Raw genomic sequence first — 22,910 nt, forward strand, 5'->3', positions numbered from 1 at the left:
GCCCGCATGCGCCAATTTCCGGCTTTCTTCAACATGGATGACGCGCGCGTCGTCGTGTTCGGCGGTGGTGAGGAAGCGCGCCGCAAGGTGCGACTGCTCGCCAAAACACCGGCGCATATCACTGTGATTATTGGAAAAGACATCGATTCCGGCTTCGCTCAGGAGTTTGCCGGGCGCATAACGATTGCGCCGCAGGACCAAGCTGGCGCCGCGCTCGATGTTGCCCGTTTCGCAATTGTGGCCTGCCGAATTGATGAAAACACAGATCGCGCGATCACTTGGGCGCGCCAATATGGCGTGCCTTTGAATGTCGTCGATCGGCCAGATCTCTGCGATTTTACGGTTCCATCCATCATGGACCGCGGCGAGATTGTTGCTGCCGTGGCCTCGGGCGGCTCTGCGCCTGTACTTGCCAAATCGGTGCGAGCCAAACTTGAAGCGCTTACACCCGCACGCATCGGCGATCTGGCGGAACTGGCAGGACGCATGCGAGAAGAGGTGAAGTCCAAATTGCCGGATGCTGGCGCGCGTCGGAAGTTCTGGGAGAGCGTGCTCAATGGCAAGGCTGCCGAACTTGCCTATGCGGGCGAGTTGGAAGCTGCTGAACAGGCGATGCGCGACGCACTGTCCGGCGGCCGGACGCAAGGCGTGGTCCATCTGGTTGGCGCGGGTCCGGGTGATCCGGAGCTGCTGACCCTGAAGGCGCTGCGCCTGCTGCAGGAAGCCGACATTGTCTATTATGACCGTCTGGTCAGCGACGATATCCTGACGCTCATTCGCCGGGATGCCGACCGCGTGTCTGTCGGCAAGAGCAAGGGCGACCATTCCGTCCCGCAGGATGAAATTCACGAAATGCTGATCCGCTCGGCCCGCGATGGCAAGCGCGTTGTACGCCTGAAGGGCGGCGACCCGTTTATCTTCGGGCGTGGCGGTGAAGAGATGGAAGCGGTGCTGGCCGCAGGCGTCGAAGCCTTCGTGGTGCCGGGTATTACGTCGGCGCTGGGATGCGCGGCGCAGGCAGGTGTACCGCTGACCCATCGCGATCATGCCCAGAGCCTGACCTTCGTCACCGGCCATGCCAAGGCGGGCGGCGTGCCCGATCTCGATTGGGACTCGCTCGCCAAGCCGAACCAGACCGTCACCGTCTTCATGGGCGTCGGCACAGCGGCCGCCATTACTGACAAGTTGATCGAAGCCGGGCGCGCGCCAGACACGCCGGTCGCAGTGATCGAGAACGGCACGCGGCCGAACGAAATTCAGGTTTTCGGTATTCTTGCTGAACTGCCTGACCTGATCACAGACAATGGTATCGAGGGTCCAGCATTGCTCATCATCGGCAAAGTGGCGGGCCTGCCTTTCGCGAGTGGCGCAATCGGCCTTTCAGGCTGCGTCAGCCAGGAGACTTTCGTATGACATCCGTTCGCCCGAAACTTAAGCCGGATACGCCAAAGGCCGTCACCGCATGGGAGACCGCGACCGGCCAGAATGTCTGGATGGCCGCCGACGGCAGCTGGACCCAGGACGTTTCAAAAGTTGCCGCCTTTACAGGCGATGAGGCCGAAGCGCGCCTTGCAGATGCTCAGACGCAGGAGGGGATCGTTACCGATCCCTACTTCATGGAAGTCACCGAGACCGGCGAAATCACGGGCCGCGAGACCCTGCGCGAAACCATCCGCGCAAAAGGGCCGACCGTTTCCTATGGAGAGGGCGCATAATGCCCCATCGCGAGATTCAGCGACTCACACTTTACGGCGATTCCATTTCCGGCAATTGCATGAAACCGAAATGGACCGCTGACTTGCTTGGCATCCCATATGATTGGGTAGAGGTCGATATCCTTCAGGGCGGCACCCAGACCGAAGACTTCCTGTCGCTGAACCCGGCGGGTCAGGTGCCGCTGGCGCGCTGGCCGGATGGCCGTGCGTTGCCACAGTCCAACGCCATCATGTTGTATCTCGCCGAAGAGGCAGGCAGTGACCTGGTCCCTTCTGACATGTTCCGCCGGGCCCAGATGATGAGCTGGCTGTTCTGGGAACAATACTCTCACGAGACCGCCATTGCTGTGAGGCGCTTCCAGAAACATTATCTCAATACGCCGGATGACCAGATCGATCCGCAGCTGATGGCCAAGGGGCGCCGCGCGCTCGGTGTGATGGAGCTGCAATTGACCTATACCGACTGGCTGGTTGGCGATGCGATGACGCTCGCCGATATTGCGTTGGTCGCCTACACACGGGTCGCCCATGAGGGTGGCTTTGACCTGTCTGATTTTCCTTCCGTGGAAAGATGGGTCAGCCGCACCGAAGTGGCCCTGAATCTACCGCACGCAAAAGAGGCTGCGTAATGTACAGATATGATGAGTTTGACGCCCGGATCGTCTCCGAGCGGGTCGCGCAATTCCGTGGACAGGTGGACCGCCGCCTATCGGGCGAATTGCTGGAAGACGAGTTCAAGCCGCTCCGCCTGCAGAATGGAGTCTACCTGCAGCTGCATGCCTACATGCTGCGCGTGGCTATTCCATATGGTCAGCTGAATGGCCGTCAGCTGCGCCAACTGGCCATCGTCGCGCGCGACTATGACCGGAATTACGGCCATTTCACCACGCGCCAGAACATACAGTTCAACTGGGTCGCGTTAAAAGACATCCCGGACGTGCTGGCCAAGCTGGCCGAGGTCGAGATGCATGCCATCCAGACCTCCGGTAACTGTATCCGCAACGTGACATCCGATCATTATGCCGGTGCGACGAAAGACGAATTGATGGATCCGCGCCCCTGGTGCGAGATCATCCGCCAGTGGAGCACGTTCCATCCGGAGTTCGCCTTCCTGCCGCGCAAGTTCAAGATTGCCGTCACGGCGGCCGAGCATGATCGCGCTGCAATCCGCGTGCACGATATCGGCCTGCATATCCGCAAGCGCGGCGACGTGGTCGGGTTTGAAGTCCATGTCGGCGGCGGGCAGGGGCGCACGCCGCACCTCGCGACCCTGGTCAACGAGTTCGTGCCGGAAGCCGAATTGCTCGACTATCTCGAAGCCATCATGCGCGTCTACAACCGCTTCGGCCGCCGGGACAACAAATACAAAGCCCGCATCAAGATCCTTGTCAGCGAACTGGGCGAAGCCGAGTTCCGCCGCCTCGTGGAAGAGGAATATGCCGCCCAACGCGACAATGAGAAAATCGACCTGCCACAGGCCGAGATCGACCGTATCCATGCCTATTTTGCGCCGCCGGAACTGGCCGCGAAGCCAGACACGTCTTCGGCATTCGAGGCCCTGAAGGCCGATGATGCAGAGTTTGCGCGCTGGGCGCGAATCAACCTCCATCCGCACAAGTCCCCTGGCTACACGTCCGTCACGGTCAGCCTGAAGCCGATTGGCGGTCTCGCCGGAGACGCCACCGACGCTCAGATGATGACCGTAGCGCATCTGGCCGAGACGTATGCCTATGACGATATCCGCGTCAGCCACGCCCAGAATCTCGTCCTGCCACATGTTGCGCTGGATGACCTGCCGGATGTGTATCGCGAGTTGAAAGCCGCCGGGCTGCATACCGCCAACGAAAGCCTGATCACCGACATGATCGTGTGCCCAGGTCTCGATTACTGCAACCTTGCCAATGCCCGTTCCATTCCAGTCGGGCAGGCGGTTCAGGAAGTGTTCGCCGATCCAGACTATCAGGAAGATATCGGCCGCCTGCACATCAATATTTCCGGCTGTATCAATGCCTGTGGCCACCACCATGTCGGCCATATCGGTATTCTCGGCGTCGACAAGAAGGGTGAGGAATTCTATCAGATCACCTTCGGTGGCCGCGCTGATGAGAAGGCCGCGATCGGTGATATTGCCGGCCCCGGCCTGAAGGCTGATGACGTGCCCAGCGCCCTCAAACGCGTCGTCGACACCTATCGCGAGCTGCGCGCCGACAAGGGCGAGTTGTTCATCGAGACGCTGGCCCGCCTCGGCCATGACCCCTTCAAGGAGGCGCTTTATGCCGCTGGTTAAGAACGGCACAGAGATCGACAATATCTGGGCTTATGTCCCGGATGAAGGTGAGCTGTCTCCTGGTGGATGTATTACAGTTTCGCTCGGACGATTTCGCAGCGAGCGAGACATTCTTCTGGCCCGTAACACCGATATTGGTGTGCGGCTGGAACCGGGCGACGACCCGCACGAACTGGAGGAATATCTCGACCGGTTGCAACTGATCGAGATCAGTTTCCCTAAATATACTGACGGTCGTGGATACTCCCAGGCCCAGCTTTTGCGCCGTCGCTTCGGCTATGCCGGAGAGCTGCGCGCTGTGGGTCACGTCCTGCGGGATCAGATATTCTATATGAACCGTTCAGGCTTTGACGCTTACGAGACCGCCCGTGCTGACCTACATGAAGTGGTGAACGCACTGGAAGAGTATTCCGACGTCTACCAGCCCGCAGCGGGTGATCGAACGCCGGTGTACCGCAAGAGACACGAAAGCTGATCCTTATGCCTTATGGCGACAGTCTTGCCCGCAAGTCCGAAGCTGCGGATGTCCGCCTCGCTCGCCTGAATGGTGAGTTGCGCGACGCCTCCGCTCAGACGGTGCTGCGCGTCGCCATGGTTCGCGAATGGGCCAACAGCCTGACCTACGTATCCAGTTTCGGCGCCGAGAGTGTCGCTATGCTGGCCCTGATCGCGGACGTGAAGCCTGACCTGCCCATCGTGTTTCTCGAGACCGGTATGCATTTCCCGCAGACGCTGGACTACAAGGACGAGCTGATCGAAAAGCTCGGCCTGACCGGTGTGCGCGAAATTCCGCCGAGTGAGACCGAGCGCAAGGTGCTCGATCCGAAGAACAATCTCTGGAAAACCGATCCGGACGCCTGTTGCGCACTGCGCAAGGTGCGCCCGCTGGAGCCGGCTCTGGAGGGCTTTGATGCCTGGATCACCGGTCGCAAACGCTTTCATGGTGGGGCCCGGATGAGCCTGCCGGTCTTCGAGTTTGCGAACGGACGCTACAAGGTGAACCCGCTGGCCAACTGGACTCCGGACGATGTGGAACTGTTGATCAAGCAGCGCAATCTGCCGCGCCATCCGCTGGTTGCTCAGGGCTATCCGTCCATCGGCTGCTGGCCGTGCACGAAGCCGTCCGACAATCCGGACGATCCCCGCGCGGGTCGCTGGGCCGGACAGGAGAAGTCCGAATGCGGCCTCCACATCGACAAGACGGAACGCCCGCGCGTCTTCTAGGCCTTCGCCCCGAATATGTGAGCCATGGCGATCGCTCCGGCGGTCGCCACGTTCACGCTGTCAAAGCCTTCCGTCATTGGGATGCGCACGGGCGTACAAGCCGCGATCAACTCGTCCGGCAGCCCCGGTCCTTCGGCACCGAGCAGGATGGCGAGTCGGTCCGGCACAACCATTTCGGTGATCGGCGGGGCTTCTGCACGCGGCGTCATCGCCCAGACCTCATAGTCCGCCGCCTTGGCCGCGTTCACCATGTCCAGGCCCGTCCCGCCATGGGCATAGGGCAGCCATAGGCTGCTGCCGGAGGAGACGCGGATGGCCTTGCGATAGAGCGGGTCACAGCATTGACCATCCATCAGCACCGCATCTGCGCCAAAGGCAGCGGCATTGCGAAAGCACGCGCCGACATTGTCGTGATTGGACAGGTCTGACATCAGGAGCAGGGTAGAGGGACCGGCCTCTATGGCGGCGAGAAACGCGGCCGGTACGGCGATGTCGCCTTTCAGCCCACAGGCAAGCACGCCGCGATGCATCGGAAACCCTGCGACCGCATCCATCACCGACTGGGGCGCGACATAGACCGGCACGTTCTCCGGCACGAGGGCCATCAATTCGGCCAGCGTTGCGACCCGGTTCTCTGCAAGGAACACACTTTCCAGCGCAAAACGTCCCCGACGCAGCGCTGTCTCCAGCGCTACTTTGCCCTCGACGATGAAGCGCGCGCCATGACCTGAAGTCAGGTCCTTCTCGCGAATGGATGTGTAAGCCTCCAGCCTCGCATCTGTCGCGCTATCAACTTCTATCGCAAAACCCATCTCAATTTCTCTATGCTGAGGCGCAAGACGTCGTCCAACTGGCGGGGCGTCCATGACGTGGAACGAATCCGGCTCGGCCGACTACGAGCATACTTCACCCATACGGACAAATCGACGTCCGGCACAGACGATCCAGGCTGAACATTCTCCTGCAGGGGATCCCCCCGCACTTCAGCTCAAATAATTCTCCCAATAGGAGAAAAATTCTACTGTTTGGTATTGTTATCGCAATCATAAATAGATAGAGGGAGATTGCGAAGGATTTGCAGGCGGGCCGGGGGGACGCATGAATATCATGATGAAAACCATTGTGGTGCTTTGGCACCATAGGCTCATCCTTGTATTGTTGCTGGTCGCGTTTTGCGTGGTCGCGATCTCTGCAGGAAACCGCATGCACCGCAAGGCGATGTTGGAACACGTTACGGACAAACAGTTTCAGTTAAATTTGGAAATGACCCGCTATAGCGGGGCAGAGGCTCCACCAATTCTCCTCAGCTCGCTGAGCGAAGATGATATAGGACTTGTCCATAGACTGCGGGAATCGCACGAGCGGGTACATGTGGGGTTTCCCGAGTGTCGCCGCGCTCCAGCCAGATCAATTGTTGGCCCTCAGCCTGATCCCTTGATCTGTGAAGTCCAGATTCCTCCAAGAAAGCCGTCAGACATAATTTGCGAGTCTGAAATCGGTTCGCATCCCTATGTGGCTGCGGGCAGGTTCATCCGCGGAGCCTATTCGGCATGTCTGATGACACTTTGGTCAAGAGAACAGGGAGAATGGTCGCTGAATTCTGCCGCGGTGGGTCCAATGAAAAACGGCCCACTGTTAAGCGGGCCGTCTGAGCTGGATGAAGATGCGTATTCGAACCTGACCGGTCACTAAGCCGGGTTGGGGGCCATGTTCGGCAGGCCCTGATCCTTGGCCATACGTTTCATGGCTTTCTGGAGCTTTTCGAACGCGCGCACTTCGATCTGGCGAATACGCTCACGCGAAACACTGTAAACCTCGGACAGTTCTTCCAGTGTTTTCGGCTCTTCCGACAGGCGGCGCTCGGTCAGGATGTGGCGTTCGCGCTCGTTCAGGTCTTCCATGGCAGCGGTCAGCAATTCCATCCGCGCATTGAATTCCTGCTTGTCAGCAAACTCTTCGGCCTGGCCCTGATCATCGTCGGCCAGCCAGTCCTGCCACTCCATGTCGCCATCGGTGCCCATGGGCACGTTCAGCGAAGCATCCGAGCCGGACATACGTCCGTTCATCGAATACACTTCAGCTTCTGTCACATTCAGCTTTTCGGCGATCAACTGGGCCTGTTCAGGACGAAGGTCACCTTCGTCCAGAGCCTTCATTTCGCCTTTCAGGCGGCGAAGGTTGAAGAACAGCTTCTTCTGCGCGGCCGTGGTGCCGAGTTTCACGAGGCTCCAGCTGCGCAGGATGTATTCCTGAATGGCGGCACGAATCCACCACATGGCATAGGTTGCCAGTCGGAAACCCTTGTCCGGGTCGAATTTCTTCACGGCCTGCATAAGACCGACATTGCCCTCGGAGATCACTTCGGCCATCGGCAGGCCATAGCCACGATAGCCCATTGCGATCTTCGCAACGAGACGCAGGTGGGATGTCACCATCTTCTCGGCAGACTGGGTATCTTCCTGTTCGCGCCATTTCCGCGCGAGCATGAATTCCTCATTCTTCTCGAGCATGGGGAACTTACGAATTTCGGTGAGATAACGGCTCAGGCCCTGCTCCGGGCTGAGTGCCACACTCGCACTGGCGGTTTTGTTCGCCATATCTAATCTCCTCCTTTGCAGACCAACCCCGCATTGCGGCGATCGTTCCGGCAATCAGATCTTCTTCCTGACGTTTAGCCCCGCATGGCGGCGGCGTCGCCCCGTATAAACCGCATGAATGTCATCGCGGTTTAACATAAATAAGCATTCGGCCCCTGCTTTTGAAGGGGGTTCAAGCGTCTGATTTCACGCTCACGAGAAAGTATATCTTGTGGCGGCAAAGTGATCCAGAAGGCCGCCACACCTTGCTGTCAGAAGTTGCGGAACCGGTTTGAAGGTTGCGGGGTTGATTGCCCAGATATGACAGGACACAACCAAATGGGCAGCACCACTCTCACCCGCACGGACGCCTTCCGGCAATTCGTGCAATCAGATTCCTTTCCCTGTATTGGGGCAAAATCGGCAATGGTTCGCGATCAGCTGGTCATTGCGGAATTCGGCGACATCGATTCCGCTGCAGGTGACATCAATCTCAGGTGCGCACTGGAAGAGTTTATCGAGGAGCTCGATTTCAGCTCCCCTGTGGTTCAGTCCTTCGTCGCCATCTTCACGGGGCCGACCGAGCTGTCAGAGACTGAATTCGAGCGTGCGCTCTGGAACCGGCTTCAATCCTTGCACAATCTCGATGTGGTCGAGGGCAGGGGGTGGGCCGAGAGCGCGGAGCGTGATCCGGAATCGGCACATTTCTCGATGGGCTTGCTGGGCGAGGCCTTCTTCGTCATCGGCCTGCACCCGAACGCATCCCGACCAGCCCGTCGTTTCGAGTTTCCTGCGCTCGTCTTCAATTCGCATGAGCAATTCGAACGCCTGCGCCAGGATGGCCGGTTCGAGAAAATGAAGCAGATCATTCGAGAGCGCGACAAGGCGCTTGCCGGTTCGGTTAATCCGATGCTGGCAGATTTCGGCCGGGGGTCTGAAGCCGCGCAATATTCAGGCCGCGAAGTCGGTCCTGAGTGGAAATGTCCGTTCACCCCGCAGGAGCCTGCGAAATGAGTCACCGTATCCCCCCGAAATCCGGCACGGCCTTCATCCTGCGCAAGGGCGAACGCCTGACTGTGACAGATCCCGAAGGCGAACAAGTCAGCGACATGGTCGCCTACAATCTGGACGACCGGAAGGAAATGATTTCATCCGGGCGTTCCCTCGATTATGCCGGGCGCATGTTCCTGACCAAGGGAGACATGCTCTACTCCAATCGCAGCCGTGACATGTTGAAAATTGTCGAGGATGAGGTCGGCCGTCATGATTTCACGCTGACGCCCTGCTCGAAGGATACGTTCCGCAAGCTGTACAATGAGGCTGATCCCCAAGGTGGTTGTCAGGAAAACCTCGAAGCAGCCCTGGCCGAATACGGCATAGGCCCCGATGATATTCCGATCGCGTTCAACATCTTCATGCATGTCGCGACAGATCCTCAGACGGGCGAGATCAAGGTTTTGCCACCTCTGAGCAAAGCGGGGCAGTCGATTATGTTCGAAGCCTGCATGGACCTTCTGATCGGCATGACCAGCTGCTCCGCAGGAGAGTCCAATAATTTTCGCTACAAGCCGATAGATTATGAGATCGTGCAGGCAGTCGACTGATGGATATTTCAGCAATCTATTACGACGGATGGAAAGATCTTGTCCGTATCGCGCTTGCCGCCCCAGTCATATATTTCACCATCATCGCTTTCATCCGGCTCGCTGGAAAGCGATCTACGTCTCAGATGAACAATTTTGACTGGGTAGTGACCGTGGCGCTGGGCTCAATCGCTGGAGCGGGTATTACCTCGAATTCCGTCACGGCCGTCGAAGCCTTGTTCGCCATTGCAGTCCTCCTGTTTATTCAATGGGGGCTGACATTCGTTCTGGCGCGCAGCGACTCTGTGGAATGGCTTGTGAAATCCAGTCCACGACTTCTGGTATATCGGGGTCAGTACCTTATGCAGAATATTCGCGATGAGCGTCTGACCAAGTCCGAAGTGCTCGCCGCGTTGCGGGAAAATGGCCTGACACGCGTTGCCGAAGCTGAGTTGGTCGTGCTCGAAACGGATGCGTCATTCAGCGTGGTCGCGCGCAAGAATGCGGATGTATCGCCCGAACATCTTGCCCAATCTGTCGTCGGAGTTCCAGGCCACTCCTGAAGTGTGCGTCACAATAAATTCATGAAAGTCAAAGTCTTGTACGCTGTTGTGGCTATTACTGGTTACAAAGTTTTCAGACTGTGATGATAGCGAGAACCCATAAGGCCTTTTGGGTGGGGCAGATGGGTTTATTATGAGATTTCGCTCCACGTCATGGATGCATTTTGAGCCGCTCTCTCTCGGAGACAGCTTTGATGCGGTATCCGCGTTTTTCGTCAAGAACCCTGAAGCGACACTGTGCCCGGTTGTCGATTTTAACGGCAAGCCGACAGGGTTTGTGTCCCTTCAGGCTTTCCAGCGCCTGATCTCAAATCCTTTCGGCTATGCCCTAAATCAGAAAAAGGGTGTGTCCGGCATAATGGATCGAAACGTGCTGGTGATGGAGCTATCGGAGGATGCCGCGACCGTATTCGGCAGTATCCGGGACAAATCAGACCTCCTAACCAACGGTCTGATCCTTGCGCATGAAGACGGCATCTATGCCGGATGTCTCAACGCGCTTGGTGTGTTCCATGCCCTTACCGAAATTCATGCCAGTATGCTGACTGAACTCAAGGCCGAGATCGAGGAGCGTGAGCGCGCCGAGCGCAAGATCCGCCAGCTTGCCGACACAGACCCATTGACCCGAATCCTGAATCGCCGCGCCTTTGTGCGGGAAATGGAGACTCTGGTGGCACAGGGCCAGCCCTTCATGTGCGCCTTGATCGACCTGGACAGGTTCAAGCCCCTGAATGATCGCTATGGGCATGCGATAGGGGACCATGTCCTGAAGGTTCTCGCCACGCGCCTGTCGGAGATGGAGGGCTGTCAGCATGCTTGTCGCCTTGGCGGAGATGAGTTTGCGTTTATCATTCCATCAGTTGGCGATAACGCACTGGCATTGGCTGCGCTTGTCCAAAGTGCTCTGGTTTCTCCGATAGAAACCGATCTAGGGCTCGTCACGGTCGGCGCCTCCATCGGGGTCGCTGCGTTTCCGGATGACGCGGCTGACAAGGCCAATCTGATGTATGCGGCCGACAAGGCCATGATCCGGATAAAGTCGGAGGGCGGAGGGATTGCGGTATTCGATCGCCGTGAAGACATGGCGGACATGGACGCCGAAGAGTTCGACAAGACCATTATCGGGGCGGTCAAGGACAATTGCTTCCAGCCCGCAGTTCAGCCGATTCTGGATTTGCGCAGTCACTCAATTGCCGGTTATGAAGTGCTTGCGCGCTGGCCGCATAGCGGCCTCAGCCGGCAGCCCTCGCCCAAGCAATTCATGCCGGCAGTGGAGCGCCTTGGCCTGATCGACAGTTTCTTCTGGTCCATGCTGAATCAGGCTTTGCGCTGGTTGCCCGGGGGTACCAGCTTCCTGTCATTCAACGTCTCTCCCTCTCAATTGACGTCTCTGGAATTTGCTGACCATTTCCTGAACGCGCTCCGTCGCCATGGCATAGCGCCTGAACGGATCGAACTCGAAATCACAGAAAACGTCCTTTTCAGGAACATCGATACGAGCAAACACGTGCTTGGCAAGATTGTCGGGGCAGGGGTCTCTCTGGCTCTGGATGACTTTGGCACCGGCTATTCCTCGCTCTCCCTGTTGGAGGAATTGCCCTTCAAGAAGGTCAAGCTCGACAAGAGCCTGCTCGGCAAGAAGAGCGATTCCGGTGTCCTGCCCAAAGTGCTGACTGGCAGTCTGAAGATGTGCCGCGAGATGAATCTGATCAGCTGCGCCGAAGGCGTGGAAACCAGCTGGCAACTCGAACAGCTCGCCGCGCGCAATTGTGATCTCATACAGGGCTACCTCATTGGTCGGGCCGTGCTTTGCCAGGAGATGACCGCGCCCGATATCAATGTGCGGGCGGGCTGAAGCAGCCTTCTTCAGGGCATAATCGCGTCCTTGTCCCGCAAGGAATCCGTTGCGCCTGTTGCCAGTAGGGGTGCCCGCGAGAACGTATCCGCCGCCTCTACGCGCCGGACATATACTTGCGCGGATGGACAGCCTGTTTGCGCCCCCACCGGTATTGAAGCCGCATCTTCAGCCATTCCGTTTCTGGATATGGCTGCAGCTCATCCTTCTGCGCCTGTATGTGCGCCGAACGAGAGGTCGCGGCACGCCGTTCCTCACCATGTGCGATGCGCGAGGGAATGTCTGGATCGCGGCAATCGGGGATATGCCAACAGTCGCGCGGCCTGACCCTTTGGCGTTCACCCTCTCAAAGGCCTGTCAGGTCGCGATGGGCAGCGCATCCGAACCCGCGCCTGCGCATGATGCGGGCGACCATCGCGTCGGAACAACGCTATTTCCGATGACTCGCCCGCATGATGCCGAGTTGCGCCTGCCTCCGCCCGATACCTGACCCGGGCGCTTGCAAATTCCTGATCTTGTCCACCGAGCGCCTTCACGGGCGTTGCAGGCGCAGGTCGCTCCGGCGGGCTGGTACACGATTTGCCTGTCACAGGACGAACGGCATTGTCGCGGCTGGTCCTGAATCTGGTCTGGCGGCTCCGAAATCCCGGGTGCCATACCGAAAAGGACACGCGCATGCGTCTTCCTCATCTGACATCACTCCAGGGCGGGCGCGCCATCGCTGCGCTCATGGTCGTCTTCTATCACCTTAATATCTTCATCTTGCCAAAGCGGCTTTATGCGGAAACGGGCGAAGCGCTGCATCCTGTAGCGAATATGGGCTATTCGGGTGTTGAGTTCTTCTTCGCCCTGTCTGGATTCCTGATGCTCTATATCCATCGTCGGGATTTTGGTGCCCCTCAAAAGGCCTATAGCTACGCGATCAAACGGGTCTCGCGCATCTATCCGGCCTATTGGCTGGTTCTCATCCCGATGGTCCTGGCCGGTGCCCTGATCCCGGCCGTCGGACTTGGCTATATGCCGGGTCTTGGGCAATTGCTGCCGAACCTCTTCCTTGTGCCAATGGAAGACACTCCGATTCTTCAGGTTTCATGGACCCTGCAACATGAAATGCTGTTCTACGCCATATTCGGCCTCGCTATCCTGCATCGCTGGATCGGTCTCGGCATCCTCAGCATGTGGTTTACCGCCTGCGCGCTCACCGTATTTAGCCAGGACGTACTGTTCCCGGCGGACTTCCTGTTCTCGCCTTACAATCTGATCTTCCTGTTCGGCGGTCTGGCGGCGGTGTCCTTCCAGCATCTGGGACGGAATGCAGCGCGCGGCCTGTTGGTCGGCGGTCTGCTGGTCTTCCTGATGACGGGGCTCAACGATATCTATCGCCCCGTCGAGATCGGGTTTGGTGTGCGCACGGTCCTGTTCGGTGCCTCTGCCAGCGCGATCATTGCCGCGCTCGCCGCAATGGAAACCGCTGGCCGCCTGAGCATTCCGCGCAGCCTTCGTTTGGTCGGCGACGCGTCCTACATGCTCTATCTTGTGCACATGCCAATGATGACCGCCGGTGTGCCGGTTGCGAAATTCCTGCACCTACCGGAATTCCTGCCGCCTTGGATCATGGCGCTGCTGTTCGTGATCGGGTGCACAATCGCGTCCGTTGTCGCGCACCTATACCTGGAACGCCCTCTGGTTCGCTACATCTCGCGTAAGTTCGGCGCGCCGAAAAACCTGTCTGGCCAATTGAGTCTTGCAGACGCCTTGCGTCAGGCGGCGTCTAGTCGGCTTCCAGTTCAACACGGGCCTCGGACAAATAATCCGTAGACCGCATTTCATGCAGGCGGCTGGCCGTGCGTTCAAACTCGAAACTGCCATCGCCTTCGGGATAAAGGCTCTCCGGTTCGGCGGCTGCGCTTGCCACCAGCTTGATCTTCGCTTCATAGAGCGCGTCGATCAGTGCCACGAAGCGCGCCGCCTCGTTGCGGTTTTCCGGGCCGAGCGTGGGAATGCCTGACAGGATCACCGTGTTGAAATTTGCGGCGATGGCCAGATAGTCCCGCGACCCGAGCGGCCGGGCGCACAATTCCTCGAAGGTGAAGCGCGCCACACCCGCCGCTTCGCGTTGGACTTCCAGTTTGCGGCCTTTCACCGTCAGCACGCAATGCTGTGGTTCTGCCCCAAGGGTCAGCCGGTCCCAGGCCCGGTCCAGCGCGGCCTCGGATTCCGGGCCCAATGGCGAATACCAGACCGGCGCTTCGATCAGGCGGTCAAGGCGGTAATCCCGCTCCGAGGCGAGTTCCAGAATTTCGCAATGCGCCTTCAGATGCTCGATGAAGGGTAGGAAGAGGGGGCGATTGATCCCATCCTTGTAGAGATCATTGGGGTGGCGGTTCGAGGTCGCCACCACCGTGACTGCCATGTCGAACAGTGCCTCGAACAGGCGGGCCAGAACCATGGCATCAGCAATCTGGGTGACCTGGAACTCATCGAAGCAGAGCAGGCTCGCCTCGGAGGCGATCTGTTTCGCCACTGGCGCGATTGGATCATCGCCCGCTCCCTTCACGCGCCATTCGGACCGCTTGCGGTTGTCTTGCGAGAGCTTGCGCCAGGCATCCAGCCGGTCATGCACTTCGGCCATGAATTCATGGAAATGGACCCGCCGGCGGGCTTCAACCGGTGCACTCTCGAAGAATAGATCCATCAGCATGGATTTGCCCCGACCAACGCCGCCCCACATATAGAGACCCGTGACGGCTTCGGTTTTCGAGAACCAGCCGCCGGTCTTGCGGTTGGCCAGTCTGTGTTCCAGATCGTTCAGCGCCGCAGCGGCGGTTGCCTGAACCGGGTCCGGCGTCAGCTGGCCGCTCTCGATGCGGGCTTCGTATTTCTCAAGGACGGTGGTCATTCGGGTCAACCCAGCCGCTCGGCGATCTGGGCCAGCAGTGCGCTCCAGGCTCCGGGCACCAGCAGGAAGGTCAACGCCGCACCGGCCAAGGCGCCGCCCAAATGCGCGCCATGTGCGATCATCGTATTAGGGCGTTGCGACAGGAAGAAGCTGACCGAGATAAACAGAACTGCCGCAACAATCGCCCACATCGGCAAGATGAAAAGCAGGTACAACACCGCAAACGGCGCCAGCACACTGAACGCGAGCACGATACCGGACGTCGCGCCCGACGCGCCCACGGCGCGGTAGTCGGGCTGGTCGCGTTTGTCGATGTATTCCCATGCGTTTCCGGCAAACAGCGATCCGAAATAGATGATCAGGAATGTTGTTGCGCCAAGTTCGCGTTCCAGCACTCCGCCAAACTGCCACAGGACGAACATGTTGATGAGCAAATGTGTGCTGTTCACATGCAGGAAGGCTGAAGTCACGAAGCGCCACCATTGGCGGCCCTCTCGGATCGGCGCGATCCAGAAATTGTTGTCCTCGAAGAAAGCGCGGTTTGACAGGCCAATCAGACTGACGAGGACATTGGCCGCGATCAGGCTGATCGTCACGGGATATTCCATCATCGGGGGTGCCGCCTTTTTCCTGTGTCGCCCAGCAAAAAGCCGCCCGGACGTATCCTAGGCGGCTTAGCAAGGGGAAGGGGCGCTTCGCAAGCACCCGCATGGATTAGGCCGCGCGGACGGCCGTGGTTTCAGCGGCTGGCATCAGGTCCATCAGGAAGTCTTCAAACGCATCGGGGCGCTGGATGAAGCGATTGAATGGCAGAGTGGCCTTGAAAATGGCTTGCGGATGAATGTTCGCGCCACAGCGCAGGGCAGACTCAACAGCCTGGTCGCGCACATCCATGGAAGAGACGACCGCAATCCGGTATTTGCCCATATTGGCAACCCGCGCGATGGTCATGTCCGGGTCAAAGGAGTCTGGCAGGCCGAGGTCGAGCACGACGAGATCGAATCTTTCGAGGCGCAACCGGGCTTCCGCCATCATCAGGGTCGGCGCCATGACCAGATCAACCTGCACGCGGGAGCGCGCAGCCTTGTCCGCGGCAATCGCCAGCATGTCTCTGACTGGCTCGTGATCTTCAACCCAAAGAACTTTCATCTACACTATTCCCGATTTGTTTGCCCGCGAAGGAAAGCCTTAAGCCAACCCCCCTGTGGCGTTCACAATGGCACGTGGCTCTTACGTCTTGGTAAAGCGAAACTTTCCGAAGTGTTTATATTTCAACACAATGCAGCGTTCCGGTGGCCTGCGCGAACGGCCATTCCCCTGTAGTTCCCGCTTTGAGGGATTCGCCCCAACCCCTATGTATATAAAGGGAGAACGGAGTGGCCCACGCACCATGAGCGACGAGAGCCTGATCGCAAAATCCTCTACTTTGGGAGGATCGGCATTTCTTGATGCAGAAAAAAATAATGACCAGCATATCGTCGATACGCTGATTGAGGAACGCTGCCCGAAACTGCGCGGCAGCTGGTCGTGGCCGCTTGTCCGTCCGGTTCTCTACAAGACGCTCGGCTATCGCCGGGCGCGGGAAATGGCCGACACGATCATGCAGCTGAATGGGCGGGACTCGTTCGATCATCTTTCACGCCAATTGAACTTCTCTCTTGAGGTCGACGGTCTCGAGAGACTGCCAAGTGCTGGCCGGGTTATCATTGCGGCCAACCATCCAACCGGTTTGGCAGATGGTGTGGCGGTCTGGGATCTGCTCAAGCAGGTTCGGCAGGATATCGTATTCTTTGCCAATGCCGATGCCATTCGCGTCAATCCGAACTTTCAGGATGTCATCATCCCGGTCGAATGGGTGGCCGAGAAGCGCACCCCGGCCAAGACGCGCGAAACCCTGAAGCGGGCAGGGCAGGCCTTTGCCGAGGAAAAATGCGTTGTCATCTTCCCCTCGGGGCGGCTTGCAAAGAAGGAAGACGGGCGGCTGGTCGAGAAGGACTGGTTCTCTACCGTGGTCGGCCTCGCGCGGAAACAGAAGACACCCGTCCTGCCGCTCAATCTCGATGCGTGGAATTCGAGGCTCTTTTACTTTCTCAGCGAGCTGAACCCGGAATTGCGTGACATCACCCTGTTTCACGAGCTGCTGAACAAGCGCGGCGCGCAAGTGCGTATGACGTTCGGCCAGATGATTCATCCAGACCAACTGGCAGGCGACGCCATCGAGCTCACAGAAAAACTGAAGCACCACGTCGCTTATGATCTGGGCCGTGACCGTTTCGCAGTCTTCGAGCCTTAGCGTATGTGCGGACGATTCTTCCGGCATGGCGTAACGTGGGAGGAATACCACAATGCGCTGAATCTGATTCACCCGAACGGCATCCAGCCGCCGGAGCCTGCGTACAATATTGCGCCCACCCAGTATGTGCCCATCATCCGCATGGCGCCGGAAGGCGAGGATGTGCCGCGTCACGCCATCCAGATGGCTCCGGCCATGTGGGGACTGGTTCCCAGCTGGTGGAAAAAGCCGTTGAGCGAGAAGAAATTCTCGACGTTCAATGCGCGCAGCGAAGGTCTTGAAGCGTCCAACACGTTTCGCGGGCCTTTCCGGCATCATCGCTGTCTGGTTCCGGCCAGCGGCTTCTATGAATGGACAGGCCCGAAGGGCAAGAAGCAACCCTTTGCTATCGGCCTGCGAAACCGGCGATGGTTTTGCTTTGCAGGGTTATGGGACCGCGCCATGATCGACGGGTCCGAGATCGACACATTCACCATCCTGACCACCAAGCCCAACGACCTGATGGCGGGGCTGCACACACGCATGCCGGTCATCCTTCATCCGTCGGACTATCGGACATGGCTGGATGCTGACAATCGCAAGGTGGAACACCTCTACGAACCATTCCCAACCGAGGACATGCACGCATGGCCTGTAAATCCTGCCGTGGGAAATGTCCGTAATCAGGGCGTCCAGTTGATAGAGGAAACCTAGTTCTTCTTCCAGGCCACCTGATAGAGGTCCAGTCGACGATCCTTGAGGTTCTGTACCGCGCCGGATTGACGAGCTGTGAGCAGGTCTGAAATGGACAGGTCAGCCAGCGCAATCGTTTCCGTGTTCGGGGCTGTATCCGCTGCTACGCCATCGCGTGAGAAGGGGAAATCGGACGGGGTCAAGATACAGCTCTCCGCATAGTGAATGTCCATGTTCTCTACATTCGGGAGGTTGCCCACAACCCCGGACATGGTGACATAGCACTGGTTCTCGACCGCACGAGCCTGACAGCAATACCGCACCCGCAAATAGCCGCGCCGTTCGTCGGTACAGAAGGGCACGAACAGCATCAGCGCGCCCTGGTCGACAAGGTGGCGCGCAATTTCGGGGAACTCACTGTCATAACAGATCATCACGCCTATCGGGCCACAGTCGGTCTGGATCACAGAGTTTCCACGACCGCCCTGAATGTTCCACCAATGGCGCTCGGACGGGGTCGGATGCAGCTTCTGCTGGGTATGGACCGAGCCGTCGCGCAGGAAGACGTGGCAGACATTGAGAATTTCGCCATTCGCCATCTGGCTCGGATGAGTTCCGCCAATGATGTTGATGTTGTAGGAAACTGCCAGCTTCTCCATGAACTCCACAAAACGCGGCGTATAGTCAGATATCTGAGAGATCGCATCGACAGGGCCGAGCGGGCGTTCAGACAGCGACAGCAATTGCAGTGTCAGCATTTCCGGGAAGACCACGAAGTCTGACTGGTAGTCTGACGCGATATCGACCCAGTATTCGACCTGTCCTTCAAACTCGTCGATGGAAGTGATCCGGCGCATCTGGAACTGGACCGTGGCGATCCGCACCCGTTCGGGCAGGGACGTGTCGCCAAAGCTCGTATTGGTCTGGATCTTCTCCTGCGCCAGTGGGTTCTCCCAGAACATGTGCGTGGCATGTCCCATGGAGTCGATATCTTCCGGCAGGTAATGGCGCAGTACGCCGAGCGGCTCATACCCCTGATTCAGTTGGAACGTGATAACCGGGTCGCGGAGCTTGGATTCGCGGACCGCCTTCACATAGTCGTCCGGGTTGGGATATTGTTTGGCGCGGCGAGCATAGCCAGGCATCCGACCGGCAAATACGATACCTTTCAGCTCCAGCCACTGGCACAGTTCGCGCCGTGCCTTGTAGAAACGCTGGCCAATGCGCAAGCGACGGAACGCCGGGTCGACCGCGACATCCATGCCGTAGAGCACGTCCCCTTCGGGGTCGTGACGGGCGGCATATCCGCCGCCGGTAATCTGCATCCATGTGTGCGGACCAAAGGCATGTTCGGACGCGATCATGAAGGTGGCGCAATGGCCAACAATCTGGCCTTCGTATTCAGCGATGAACTGCCCATCCGGAAACCGGTTGATCTGCGCCATGAGGTGGTCGCGGGAATACTCTTCGCCCTCGCCATAAACGCGCGCCGAGAGGCCCTGAAGGCCGGGGATATCATCCGGCGTTGCATTGCGGATGATCAGTTTTGCTTTGCTATTGCTCATGGCGAAGGAATGTCTCTGGAGGGATAAGGTTCAATGGGGCAGGCGCAGGCTGGCCCGCAGGCCACCGAGAGGGCTGTCGCTGAGGCGAAGATCTCCGCCATGCGCGCGCGCCGTATCTCGGGCGAGGGTCAATCCGAGCCCTGTGCCCGGTGTATTCTGGGTGCGGGCCTCATCCAGCCGCATGAAAGGGCGGAAAGCATCCTCGCGCAGCTCCGGGATAATGCCCGGTCCATTGTCATCGACGTGTATATCGGCCGCATGCGGACCGTTCACAAGAGTGATTTGTGTGTCGGTCGCGAATTTTGTCGCATTGGAGATCAAATTTGTCACAGCGCGCTTGAGTGCCAAGCGACGGCCATTGACCTGAACATGATCGGGTCCGGTTACGGTAATGTGCGGGCCAAAGCCCGCGGCGGCGTCGCGCAAGAGTTCGGCAAGGTCAAAATCGCCCGGCTCATCGCCTTCTTCGCCGCGCGCAAAGGTGAGATATTCGTCCAGCATCATGGACATGTCATCAAGATCGGCCCGCGCGGCTTTGATGTCATCGGTCTCGTCCATCATGGCCAGCGCCAGCTTTAGTCGGGTGAGGGGCGTGCGCAGATCATGGCTGACCGCGGCTAGCATGGCGGTGCGCTGTTCCGCAAAGGCGGTCAGCCGGTTCTTCATGTCGATTACCGCCCGGGCCGCCTCGCGCACTTCGTTGGCGCCAGACGGGCGGAAGTCCGGCACATCCCGGCCACGGCCGAACGCTCGCGCGGCCTTTGATAAGCTCAGGATCGAGCGCACCTGCTGGTTCAGGAAGCCGATGGCCAGCGCAACCATGAACAGGGAGAACAGGATCACCCAGACAATAAAGATGTGGGTATTGGCGGCGAGCACACGTTTGCGCTCGACAATGATTTCAACTGTGCGGGGCCCCGACGCGAAGCGGAGATGCAGCATTGAGTCCTGGGGGTTCAACGCCGTCTCCACCGGTACGCCAAGCCGGGTCTCCAACTCCTTGTCCAGCGTGCCGCTATAGGAGAAGACTTCAGCATAGCTTCGGCGATCGAGGCTGGCGGAATCGCTGTCGCAAGTGAAGGTCAGGTCCAGGCGCTCATCTATGGTCTTGCGGTCCAGCACGGACTCCTCGCGGCGGTCGCAATATGCCTGGACGAGGCTCGCATCGCGCGCGATGGATTGGGCGAGCTTGCGGTTCACCTCCGCAATATGGCTGTCGTAATAATACCACGACATGAGCGACAGGATCAGAACGACCGGCGCGATTACCATCAACATGCTGCGGGCATACAGCCCGCGCGGTGTGATATCTCTCAGGCGCAGCATCGGCTCAGTCCGGCATGAGGCGATATCCGACGCCTCGCACGGTCTGGATATGGATCGGCTCTTTCGGATTGGGTTCGATCTTGCGGCGCAGGCGCGTCACCTGCACATCGACAGAGCGCTCCATCCCGGCTGAAGTCAGGGAGGCCAGCTCCTCACGGCTCACCGGTTCGCCCGGATTTGAGGCCAATACCGTCAGCAATTGCAATTCGGCTTCGGTCAGACGAATGCGCGTGTCGCCCTCCTTCAGCTCCCCGCGTTCTGCATTGAACACCAAACCGGACATTTCGACTTCTTCGGGCGGCTCGGCCTTGTGCGACCGGCGCAGGATGGCGGCGCAGCGCAAGGACAGCTCCTCTGGCTCGAAAGGCTTGGCGAGATAGTCATCTGCGCCATGCTTCAGCCCTTCAATCCGGTTGGACGCTTCACCTTTGGCGGTCAGCAGCATGACGGGCGTTTCCCGATTGCGCCCCTCCCGCATGGATTTCAGCAGGGACAGGCCATCTTCGCCCGGCATCATTATGTCCAGAATGGCGAGATCAAACTCCATTGATGACATCATCTTGCGCGCCCCGTCCGCTCCGGACGCCGAGGTCACGCGATATCCTTCACGGGTGAGATATCGCTTCAGCAGGTCGCGAATGCGGTCATCGTCATCGACGACGAGAATATGAGCGGTGTCCTGGTTCATTTGACGAGCGCATCCATCACTTTGCGCGCCCCTTCAACCGCATCCGGGCCAGCGGCGCGATAGGCCAGGCGCAGCCGCTCGCGCAATACGATCGTGATCTGGGTGGTCAGCGTGGTGCCCGCATCCGACAGGTTCAGCGTGCGCCGACGCTTGTCACTTGCCTGTTCACGCTCGCGCTCGATCAGGCCGCGCTTGTCCAGTTCGCCGATGATGCGGGCGAAAGTTGGTACTGTCATGCTCAACGCATCGCGCAGCTCGCCCACTGTTTGGCCGGGTGAGTAGCGGACAGCCATGAGTATTTGCAGTTCTGGCTTGCTCAGCCCCGCCTTGTGCCGCGCCTCTTCTGCGGCTCTCATCAGTTCGGCGCTTCCTGCCAGCAGGAGTCCGACACCTCTATCAAGCTCCTGATCCATAAGGAAAAGGCGCGGATCGAAAGGTCTATTCAGGTTGACGTCAGGGGCCATGTTCTGAAATGAACGCGAAAATGCTATAAGTGCAAGCGAGGAGCGCTGAACTATTATGTCTGCTTATGACGACCGTGACGGTTATATCTGGATGGATGGGGAATTCGTGCCGTGGCGGGACAGCAAAGTCCACGTCCTGACGCATGCGCTTCACTATGCGTCCTCCGTCTTTGAAGGTGAGCGGGCATATAGCGGCAAGATCTTCCGTTCGCTGGACCATTCCAAGCGCCTGCACAATTCAGCGGAGATCATGGGGTTCAAAATCCCATTTTCTGTTGATCAGGTCGAACAGGCCAAGACCGAGGCGCTGGCGAAATCGGGTCTCGAGAGCGCCTATGTGCGCGCACTGGCCTGGCGCGGGTCTGAGATGATGGGCGTGTCAGCCCAGAACAACACGATCCATCTCGCGGTCGCGGTCTGGCATTGGGGCGACTATTTTGCCGACAAGATGAAGGGCATCCGCCTGACACATGCCAAGTGGCGCCGTCCGGCCCCGGACACCGCGCCCTGCCATGCCAAGGCAGCGGGTCTCTACATGATCTGCACCCTGTCCAAGCATGCTGCCGAGCGCGATGGCTATGCCGACGCCCTGATGCTCGATTATCGCGGTCAGGTGGCTGAGGCGACCGGAGCCAACATCTTCTTCGTGCGCGATGGTGCCCTACATACGCCGACCCCGGATTGCTTCCTCAATGGCCTGACCCGCCAGACGGCGATCAAGCTGGCCAGGGAGCGCGGCATCGAAGTGATCGAACGGGCGATCTTCCCGGATGAGCTGTCGACCTTCTCGGAATGCTTCATCACAGGCAGCGCAGCTGAAATCACGCCTGTCGCCGAGATTGGCGAGCATGTCTACAAGCCGGGCCAGATCTCCGAAACGCTGGTCAATGACTATACCGCATTGGTCAACGGCCAGTTGGAGTTGGCGCTATAGGCGGCACGGCGCAAGCTGTACGAAAAGTCACTGAGGCCGTCTCAGGCTGGCTGCTAGGGCTTTGGCCCATGGGTGGAGCCTGGAAAGAGTTCGCGCGCGAGCGCCTTCCCTTTGTGGCGGGATCATTGGGCCTCAACGGCCTGATCCTGTTCCTTTTTGCGATTGCCTTCGGACATAAATTGCCGCCCCCTCCTGAGCCCGTGGTTTTGGAGGTGGACATCGTCGAGCTTCCACCGACACTCCCGCCAGAGCCAGAGCCAGAGCCA

Annotated in this window: 25 protein-coding genes and 1 pseudogene; 17 read left to right on the forward strand and 9 right to left on the reverse strand. The window is 58.8% G+C overall.

Annotation, left to right across the window (positions count from 1 at the left end):
- The first annotated feature begins 6 nt into the window (after positions 1 to 6).
- From cysG to B3527_RS16155, 6 genes are read left to right on the forward strand one after another with little or no spacing between them, the layout of a single operon-like run.
- Positions 7 to 1,413, forward strand: coding sequence for a siroheme synthase CysG (gene cysG / locus B3527_RS16130; RefSeq protein WP_206992109.1), 1,407 nt, complete (start codon positions 7 to 9; stop codon positions 1,411 to 1,413).
- Positions 1,410 to 1,715, forward strand: a complete 306-nt coding sequence (locus tag B3527_RS16135) for a DUF2849 domain-containing protein (RefSeq protein WP_206992110.1) — start codon at positions 1,410 to 1,412, stop codon at positions 1,713 to 1,715. Before cysG ends, B3527_RS16135 begins: the two co-directional genes overlap by 4 nt.
- Positions 1,715 to 2,344: a glutathione S-transferase family protein gene (locus tag B3527_RS16140; protein ID WP_290480520.1), complete on the forward strand. Its 630-nt coding sequence runs from the start codon at positions 1,715 to 1,717 to the stop codon at positions 2,342 to 2,344. The genes B3527_RS16135 and B3527_RS16140 overlap by 1 nt, the downstream gene beginning before the upstream one ends.
- Complete coding sequence (locus B3527_RS16145) at positions 2,344 to 4,002, forward strand: nitrite/sulfite reductase (RefSeq protein WP_290480519.1); 1,659 nt, start codon at positions 2,344 to 2,346, stop codon at positions 4,000 to 4,002. The genes B3527_RS16140 and B3527_RS16145 overlap by 1 nt, the downstream gene beginning before the upstream one ends.
- Complete coding sequence (locus B3527_RS16150; RefSeq protein WP_290480518.1) at positions 3,989 to 4,477, forward strand: DUF934 domain-containing protein; 489 nt, start codon at positions 3,989 to 3,991, stop codon at positions 4,475 to 4,477. The genes B3527_RS16145 and B3527_RS16150 overlap by 14 nt, the downstream gene beginning before the upstream one ends.
- Before the next feature lie 5 nt (positions 4,478 to 4,482).
- Positions 4,483 to 5,226, forward strand: a complete 744-nt coding sequence (locus B3527_RS16155; protein WP_290480517.1) for a phosphoadenylyl-sulfate reductase — start codon at positions 4,483 to 4,485, stop codon at positions 5,224 to 5,226.
- Here B3527_RS16155 and B3527_RS16160 read toward each other — a convergent pair.
- Positions 5,223 to 6,038 (reverse strand): TrmH family RNA methyltransferase, encoded by an 816-nt coding sequence (locus tag B3527_RS16160; protein WP_290480516.1) that lies wholly within the window; start codon positions 6,036 to 6,038, stop codon positions 5,223 to 5,225. The genes B3527_RS16155 and B3527_RS16160 overlap by 4 nt on opposite strands.
- Positions 6,039 to 6,324: 286 nt before the next feature.
- Here B3527_RS16160 and B3527_RS16165 point away from each other — a divergent pair, with 286 nt between their 5' ends.
- Positions 6,325 to 6,918 carry a hypothetical protein gene (locus B3527_RS16165; protein ID WP_290480514.1) on the forward strand — a complete coding sequence of 198 codons (594 nt, stop codon included), beginning with the start codon at positions 6,325 to 6,327 and terminating at the stop codon, positions 6,916 to 6,918.
- Here the strand turns inward: B3527_RS16165 and rpoH are convergent.
- Positions 6,915 to 7,823 carry an RNA polymerase sigma factor RpoH gene (gene rpoH / locus B3527_RS16170; RefSeq protein ID WP_206992117.1) on the reverse strand — a complete coding sequence of 303 codons (909 nt, stop codon included), beginning with the start codon at positions 7,821 to 7,823 and terminating at the stop codon, positions 6,915 to 6,917. The two genes, B3527_RS16165 and rpoH, sit on opposite strands and share 4 nt — an antisense overlap.
- Positions 7,824 to 8,141: 318 nt before the next feature.
- Here rpoH and gntA point away from each other — a divergent pair, with 318 nt between their 5' ends.
- The 6 genes from gntA to B3527_RS16200 all read left to right on the forward strand — a co-directional run bounded on the left by gntA (position 8,142) and on the right by B3527_RS16200 (position 13,621).
- A complete protein-coding gene (gntA, locus tag B3527_RS16175; protein WP_290480513.1) occupies positions 8,142 to 8,816 on the forward strand; it encodes a guanitoxin biosynthesis heme-dependent pre-guanitoxin N-hydroxylase GntA in 675 nt (224 codons plus the stop codon).
- A complete protein-coding gene (locus tag B3527_RS16180) occupies positions 8,813 to 9,406 on the forward strand; it encodes an urea carboxylase-associated family protein (protein ID WP_290480512.1) in 594 nt (197 codons plus the stop codon). Before gntA ends, B3527_RS16180 begins: the two co-directional genes overlap by 4 nt.
- Positions 9,406 to 9,948, forward strand: a complete 543-nt coding sequence (locus B3527_RS16185) for a DUF421 domain-containing protein (protein WP_206992119.1) — start codon at positions 9,406 to 9,408, stop codon at positions 9,946 to 9,948. Before B3527_RS16180 ends, B3527_RS16185 begins: the two co-directional genes overlap by 1 nt.
- A 133-nt stretch (positions 9,949 to 10,081) precedes the next feature.
- Positions 10,082 to 11,803, forward strand: coding sequence for an EAL domain-containing protein (locus B3527_RS16190; RefSeq protein ID WP_290480511.1), 1,722 nt, complete (start codon positions 10,082 to 10,084; stop codon positions 11,801 to 11,803).
- Positions 11,804 to 11,927: 124 nt separating this feature from the next.
- On the forward strand, positions 11,928 to 12,293 hold the full coding sequence (locus B3527_RS16195; RefSeq protein WP_290481884.1) for a hypothetical protein: 366 nt from the start codon (positions 11,928 to 11,930) through the stop codon (positions 12,291 to 12,293).
- Positions 12,294 to 12,478: 185 nt separating this feature from the next.
- The gene (locus tag B3527_RS16200) at positions 12,479 to 13,621 is read left to right on the forward strand and encodes an acyltransferase family protein (protein ID WP_290480509.1); all 1,143 of its coding nucleotides are present in this window, start codon (positions 12,479 to 12,481) and stop codon (positions 13,619 to 13,621) included.
- Here B3527_RS16200 and zapE read toward each other — a convergent pair.
- From zapE to B3527_RS16215, 3 genes are all read right to left on the reverse strand, one after another.
- The gene (zapE, locus tag B3527_RS16205; RefSeq protein WP_290480508.1) at positions 13,575 to 14,702 is read right to left on the reverse strand and encodes a cell division protein ZapE; all 1,128 of its coding nucleotides are present in this window, start codon (positions 14,700 to 14,702) and stop codon (positions 13,575 to 13,577) included. The genes B3527_RS16200 and zapE overlap by 47 nt on opposite strands.
- A gap of 5 nt (positions 14,703 to 14,707) precedes the next feature.
- The gene (locus tag B3527_RS16210; RefSeq protein ID WP_206992124.1) at positions 14,708 to 15,313 is read right to left on the reverse strand and encodes a rhomboid family intramembrane serine protease; all 606 of its coding nucleotides are present in this window, start codon (positions 15,311 to 15,313) and stop codon (positions 14,708 to 14,710) included.
- 103 nt (positions 15,314 to 15,416) lie between these two features.
- The gene (locus tag B3527_RS16215; protein ID WP_034817104.1) at positions 15,417 to 15,851 is read right to left on the reverse strand and encodes a response regulator transcription factor; all 435 of its coding nucleotides are present in this window, start codon (positions 15,849 to 15,851) and stop codon (positions 15,417 to 15,419) included.
- Between the two features lie 241 nt (positions 15,852 to 16,092).
- Here B3527_RS16215 and B3527_RS16220 point away from each other — a divergent pair, with 241 nt between their 5' ends.
- On the forward strand, positions 16,093 to 16,995 hold the full coding sequence (locus B3527_RS16220; protein ID WP_290480507.1) for a GNAT family N-acetyltransferase: 903 nt from the start codon (positions 16,093 to 16,095) through the stop codon (positions 16,993 to 16,995).
- A 3-nt stretch (positions 16,996 to 16,998) separates the two neighbouring features.
- A complete protein-coding gene (locus B3527_RS16225) occupies positions 16,999 to 17,688 on the forward strand; it encodes an SOS response-associated peptidase (RefSeq protein ID WP_206992127.1) in 690 nt (229 codons plus the stop codon).
- Here B3527_RS16225 and B3527_RS16230 read toward each other — a convergent pair.
- From B3527_RS16230 to B3527_RS16245, 4 genes are read right to left on the reverse strand one after another with little or no spacing between them, the layout of a single operon-like run.
- On the reverse strand, positions 17,685 to 19,232 hold the full coding sequence (locus tag B3527_RS16230) for a bifunctional GNAT family N-acetyltransferase/carbon-nitrogen hydrolase family protein (RefSeq protein ID WP_290480506.1): 1,548 nt from the start codon (positions 19,230 to 19,232) through the stop codon (positions 17,685 to 17,687). The genes B3527_RS16225 and B3527_RS16230 overlap by 4 nt on opposite strands.
- 30 nt (positions 19,233 to 19,262) lie before the next feature.
- Complete coding sequence (locus B3527_RS16235; protein WP_290480505.1) at positions 19,263 to 20,558, reverse strand: ATP-binding protein; 1,296 nt, start codon at positions 20,556 to 20,558, stop codon at positions 19,263 to 19,265.
- A 4-nt stretch (positions 20,559 to 20,562) separates the two neighbouring features.
- Positions 20,563 to 21,246, reverse strand: coding sequence for a response regulator (locus B3527_RS16240; protein WP_206992129.1), 684 nt, complete (start codon positions 21,244 to 21,246; stop codon positions 20,563 to 20,565).
- Positions 21,243 to 21,602 (reverse strand): MarR family winged helix-turn-helix transcriptional regulator, encoded by a 360-nt coding sequence (locus tag B3527_RS16245; RefSeq protein ID WP_198019827.1) that lies wholly within the window; start codon positions 21,600 to 21,602, stop codon positions 21,243 to 21,245. Before B3527_RS16245 ends, B3527_RS16240 begins: the two co-directional genes overlap by 4 nt.
- Before the next feature lie 163 nt (positions 21,603 to 21,765).
- Here B3527_RS16245 and B3527_RS16250 point away from each other — a divergent pair, with 163 nt between their 5' ends.
- Together B3527_RS16250 and B3527_RS16255 are read left to right on the forward strand one after the other, a co-directional pair.
- Complete coding sequence (locus tag B3527_RS16250; protein ID WP_290480504.1) at positions 21,766 to 22,644, forward strand: branched-chain amino acid aminotransferase; 879 nt, start codon at positions 21,766 to 21,768, stop codon at positions 22,642 to 22,644.
- Positions 22,645 to 22,712: 68 nt separating this feature from the next.
- Positions 22,713 to 22,910: pseudogene (locus B3527_RS16255) on the forward strand (hypothetical protein); the annotation flags it as partial.

Source organism: Hyphomonas sp. UBA4505 (assembly GCF_002388685.1).
GTDB lineage: Bacteria > Pseudomonadota > Alphaproteobacteria > Caulobacterales > Hyphomonadaceae > Hyphomonas.